The sequence below is a fragment of the Paenibacillus thalictri genome (assembly GCF_004307995.1).
GTDB classification, from domain to species: Bacteria; Bacillota; Bacilli; order Paenibacillales; family NBRC-103111; genus Paenibacillus_AF; species Paenibacillus_AF thalictri.
Genome location: NZ_SIRE01000058.1, coordinates 1 through 5,430, shown reverse-complemented (window position 1 = coordinate 5,430; position 5,430 = coordinate 1). Strand labels below are relative to the sequence as shown.

The 5,430-nt window shown below is 37.3% G+C and carries 7 protein-coding genes; all 7 read right to left on the bottom strand.

The features are described 5' to 3' along the window. Positions 1-30: 30 nt before the first annotated feature. Positions 31-483, bottom strand: coding sequence for a hypothetical protein (locus tag EYB31_RS39740; RefSeq protein ID WP_131019120.1), 453 nt, complete (start codon positions 481-483; stop codon positions 31-33). Positions 484-705: 222 nt separating this feature from the next. Beyond that, on the bottom strand, positions 706-1,161 hold the full coding sequence (locus EYB31_RS39735; RefSeq protein ID WP_165452851.1) for a CDI toxin immunity protein: 456 nt from the start codon (positions 1,159-1,161) through the stop codon (positions 706-708). Positions 1,162-1,357: 196 nt separating this feature from the next. Further along, positions 1,358-1,846 carry an NUDIX domain-containing protein gene (locus tag EYB31_RS39730; protein WP_131019118.1) on the bottom strand — a complete coding sequence of 163 codons (489 nt, stop codon included), beginning with the start codon at positions 1,844-1,846 and terminating at the stop codon, positions 1,358-1,360. A gap of 236 nt (positions 1,847-2,082) precedes the next feature. Then, positions 2,083-2,646 (bottom strand): 5' nucleotidase, NT5C type, encoded by a 564-nt coding sequence (locus tag EYB31_RS39725; RefSeq protein WP_165452850.1) that lies wholly within the window; start codon positions 2,644-2,646, stop codon positions 2,083-2,085. A 226-nt stretch (positions 2,647-2,872) separates the two neighbouring features. Next, on the bottom strand, positions 2,873-3,415 hold the full coding sequence (locus tag EYB31_RS39720) for an HD domain-containing protein (RefSeq protein ID WP_131019116.1): 543 nt from the start codon (positions 3,413-3,415) through the stop codon (positions 2,873-2,875). A gap of 287 nt (positions 3,416-3,702) precedes the next feature. Further along, entirely contained in the window at positions 3,703-4,377 is a 675-nt protein-coding gene (locus tag EYB31_RS39715; RefSeq protein WP_240763233.1) for a VanW family protein, read from the bottom strand. Between the two features lie 381 nt (positions 4,378-4,758). Further along, positions 4,759-5,199, bottom strand: coding sequence for a pentapeptide repeat-containing protein (locus EYB31_RS39710; RefSeq protein ID WP_131019114.1), 441 nt, complete (start codon positions 5,197-5,199; stop codon positions 4,759-4,761). Between the last annotated feature and the right edge of the window lie 231 nt (positions 5,200-5,430).

Here is a 5,430-nt window from a genome sequence, read left to right as displayed (position 1 = left end):
CGCTTCAAGCAGAGCATGCAAGCCTTGCGCTCATGAAAAAATTAACCACATAGCTGTGGTTTTCATTTTGCCCGGGTGGTCAACTTTTTGATTAGCGCAGTGGTCAACTTTTTCATTGACATTCACAATCGGTTCTAATAAATCAAAAATCCATTCATGGCGGTGATTACTTAAGAGATGGATATCTGCTGATTGACTCCATTCAGAAATGTAATTAACACTTGGTAATAGTTCTAAATGTTTCCTCAGTAATCCTCTAGCAGTGTTAGGCTCAATTGCTGCCTTACAATGTGTATTAAGCCATTCCCAAAATTCTTGTTCACTCATATATCCAGTCCATAAAGCTTCTCGAACTTCATTCTTAATTAGTTCTTTAATCGTATTAAATGGAGTCTTGTAAAGTTGGTTAATCTCCACCCAATATGTTGTAGAAAAATTAGTGACTATCACGCCGCCAACATCTAGTATTAGTTGAGTTCTCATCAATGGTTGGCCTCCGATATATTTTAGGTTCTTTCGTATAACGTTCTCTGTATTCTCGAACCCGAGAACCTTAAGGCAGCTTGCTGCCGGCCGCGACGCGGTTAGGTTCGTAGGATTGCCCGCCTGATTCCACTTCTCGAATTATCTTCTGGCGGACCAAGGCTCCGTCAGGAGCCGCGGCGTGAATACGGTGCAGCTGATTTTGCCTCTTCGAACATACTTTCAATTAATTATTCCAACATTGATTTCACCTTCATGATGAACTTCAATAATTCTATTCATTTCTCTATTTACTATCCAGGTATTAAAACCTACCGCTGTGACATCTTCATAATTACGAATAATTCTACTAAATAAACTTTCAATCACTGGTAAATTCATTTCATCCCAGATAATTAAGTACTCTTCGTCATTATTAAATTCTTCTATTTGATATACTTCTTCAATTTTCTTAATTACAAATCTTCTATTTATTGATTCCCAGTCTATTCGGCCCCATTTCGTAAAAGGAAATGATAAAACCAAACTAGCAACAATTCTAATAGATTGATCTTGACTGCAAATTCTTGTAGATCCTCCTAACGCATCTACACATTCTTGATATAAAGCATTTGGATTTTCCGTTTTAATTTTTTTCTTTAATTGCTCGATACGTATTCGTCGAGCATTTTTGTCCATGGTCTCACGCCCTTTAAACTGTTTAGGCAATTTCAGCTAACGTCCTTGTACTCACGTTTAAGGTCGCGTAGTGCCGCCACCTAGCCTCGCAAGGTTATCCGCCTGACTCCTTCCCCGAAATGTCTCGGGCAGATCAAGGACCCGCCGGGGAGCACAGCATGAATACGATGTTAGATGATGCTGACGGCTTCTCGAATTACTTACAAGAATCTTTATAGTATTCTAATAGTTTCTTATCAATTTCATTAATGTTATTAAATTCATCTATTCCGTTCCAAAATGCAATTTCTAGCGCCTCATCGTTACTGGTAAATTTTCCTATTTTCTCAATACTTACACTATACAAAGCTCCATATTCGGTTCTTCCGTTATGTAGATTGAACTTCATTAGTCCATTAAAATATATGTTTGCGGGTCTTTGATTCGTCTCTTCAAATAACTCTCTTATAGCACACTCTCTACAAGACTCCCCTTCATCGATTATTCCTCCAGGGACCTCCCATTCCTGCCGCCATCTATTATAGATTAACAAATACTTATTTTCATACTTGGCAACAACAAGTGCATGTGTTAAGGGATAATCTAATTTCGTGCTCTTAAGATCATCTTCTGAAATTTCCAAAAACGCTTCAAACACATCGCCTTTCTTGTTTGTAATAATAGGCATCTTAGAACCCTCTCTCATAGTTAATCAATTTTATAAGATATCGGCATTTTCACCTAACGTCTCTTGTATTTACGAACCCAAGAACCTTAAGGCAGCTTCCTGTCGGCCGCGACCGTGGTTAGGTTCGCAGTGGTTGTCTGTCTGATTACACTTCCATGCGTTATCTTCGGACAGAACGAGGTCAGCGCGAGCCGACCGCGGTGTGAATATGGTGTTATAGGATGTCAGCGTCTTCCTCGACATACGTAAACACTTTATTTATCCACTAGATAATTGATATGTTCTTCTACTGCCTTCCAATTTGTTGCTCGATATATATAAGAGTTATTGATTTGATTATTATATGGCTGATTAAACAAGATTACTGGCGTGCCCTTTTGAGAAAACTCCATTGCATAATGCGGGGCATCATCCACTAACACATCTGCCCCGATGTTTCTGAACTCATTATATTTACTCTCTGTAAAAACTAAATTGTGATATTTAGCACCATAGTTCTCTAACCATTTAATTGTAACTTGTTGAAATTGCGTAGGACGTGCAGTCATAATTGTTATATGATGTTGGTTGAATAATTGATTTAATGTTTCTATCGATTGAAAATATGGAATTGACTCCCCGTGGATTGTATACCCATACTGGTTATAAACCTTATCTCGCTCTTCCTGATTCCAGTTGTATAAACGGTAGATATAAAAATCGTTTACATCTTCTTCTGTGTAATTTAGCCCTGAAGCTTGATTATAGTATTTTAAGTGAGGCGTAGTGGCATCAAGTAATGTGTTATCTAAATCTATGACAAGCTTAATATTCTTCATCTCCCATCTGTGCATTTTTAAATTTTTTTAATGGTTATATTATTTGCGCTGATTTCCTATAACGTTCTCTGTATCACGAACCTGAGGACCTTAAGGCAGCTTTAGCTGCCGGCCGTGATGCGGTTAGGTTCGCAGGATTGTCCGCCCGGTTCGACTTCCCGAATTATCTCCCGCGGACCAAGGCTCCGTTAGGAGCCGCAGCGTGAATACGGTGTTATACGACGATCTACTCTTCCTTGAGTCCATCTCTCAAATCGCTTAAAAATTCACTTGCGAATTGTTGCATTTCTTTATAGATAGGTTGAGCTTCAGGTAAATAACATTCTCTCTTACCAAGCACATACTTCTCGAAGTATTCTAAAGTTTGTTCTAGACTTTGTCCTCTTGCGGTCCCTGTACATAAAGATTTCACTATTAGATATGTTTTTCCACCCTCAATCATATGGGCGTCATGTAGTACTTTTCCCTCTAACGTTTCAGGTATCTCGTCTTTTTGGGACTCCCAGGAAATCTTAATAATCTTCTCTATATATTCGCTATTTAATCCTTTTATTTCCAAATATTCTCTGATTAATTCTTCTTCTAAATAGATAAAACCGTGAAAATAGCATGCGTATAAAATTAAATTACGGTCAGATATTTCAGGGTAATACTTTAAAAGTCTGTTAGCTGAATTAATCAATCTGTCAATATGACTTAAATCATGCATTATATCTTTGTCAGCATAATAAGGCTTTACAAATTTAATAAGATTGTCCATATCGATCATTTAAGTTATCAAATCCTTTATCTGTCATTTATATTGTATTGGTTTTATTACTTTTTGGTTTCTAAATATGTATTTCATAGATTGTCGTATTACGTCTCTTGTATTCACGAACCCGGGAGGCTTAAGGCGCAGCAGCGCCGGGTCGAAGACTTAGTCTCGCAGTGGTTGTCTGCCTGATTATGCTTCCCTGTATTAGCTTCTGGCAGACCAAGGGCCGTAAGGGCCGCCGCGTGAATACGATGTTATCCGAAGGAACCGACTTCTTCGAGTTTACAAACCGATGACCTTCAATTATTTGATTTCATATATTTCACTTCAGCATGATTTACAATAATTAACTCTTCACGACCAATCATATCGTCTTCTCTATTTATTTCTTGTCTCCATATTTCATTTCCTCGAAACCATTTACTTTCATCTTGGTAAAATTTATGGTTTCTTTCAGTCACTTTATATAGGAATTGTAACTCCTTATCGCAGCATACCGTTCCTTCTAAATATTCATCCGAAAGTAAAAGATTGAACTGAAATCTAAAGTTCGTTGGATTAAAAAATTGTAAGTCAACGTAATTATAAAAAACACTTGTGCCTGTTCCAAAAGGAATAACTCTTCTATCATCAGGAAATATATCAAAACTATGATGATGTCTTTCTTTGATCTCTAAAGGCGTATGAAGAGCAAGCCAAAATAACATATTAGCTAGTTGGCAAAGCCCACCCCCAATACCTACGCGTACCTCTCCATGCGATAGCATTAGTCCTTCAATATATCCTTTGTTTTTTGTTGTCTTTCCAATTATCTTCCAGAATGAAAAGGTTTCACCAGGATTAATAACTATTCCATTAACGTGTTGAAGAGCTATTCGTAAATTTATTATTTTATTTTCTTGTAAAATTGGATCAGAATTACCTAAAACCCTTCTTAAGATAGATTTATGTCTCTTACAAATATGACTAAACATTTTCGATTTTTTACTAAGTGCATAGTGCACTCTGGGATCTAAATTGATAATGTGCCTCTTCAAAATAAGTTGTTGGACCCTGACTCTGTACAAGAAGGGAAATATCCTCAATATTTTTTTCTTCATGTTATTCCCCGTATTCTTTTTATGGTCTCTAAAAATATTTTGGTTCTTTCACATAACGTTCTCTGTATTCACGAACCCGAGAACCTTAAGACAGCTTGCTGCCGGTCGCGACGCGGTTAGGTTCGCAGGGTTATCTACCTGAATCCACTTCCCCGATTTATCTTCTGGCGGACCAAGGCTCCGTCAGGAGCCGCAGCGTGAATACGGTGTTATATGACGCCAGTGCCTTTTTAGAATAACTTTCAAAAATTCTTATTATAGTTTCTTCAATAATTCTTCTATTAATATCCCATTAATCTTTAACCCTGTTATGTCACAATCTATAATCTCCATATTTGTCAAATTACAGTTCTTAAATTTAATAGGTTTATAAGATTCATCAGGTATGTAATTTCCGTCTCCTTCTACAGGAAGTACAATATTAGAAAACTCCGTTCCTATTAAATGAATATGTTCAATACTCATGTGACTCATGTTTGCATTCTTGATGCTTGTCTTTGTGAAATTAATATCGCTTAAGTAACAATTAGATGCATTTACATCATTTAATGTCATCTCACTCATATTTGCATTATTTACCTTGGTTTTTGACAGATTTACATTGTCAAAATCTAATTCTTGCGCATTCACTTTCTTGAACGTAGATCCCGAGATATTCTTCATTTCCAATTGAATCTTACTAGTTTCTAATTGCATATGCATTCTCCCTTTACGAGTTCACGAATCCGAGAACCTTAAGGCAGCTTTAGCTGCCGGCCGCGACGCGGTTAGGTTCGCAGGGTTGTCCGGCTGATTACCCTTTGTTTTTTGCAAATGAAAAATGCTGAGTTTTGCTGCGAAAAATGCCGAGGTCACTTGCCAGTTAACATGAGTTATTGCGGAATTCGTTCCATCGCTTGTTTGAGTCGGAAGCTCTCGCCGGTGAAG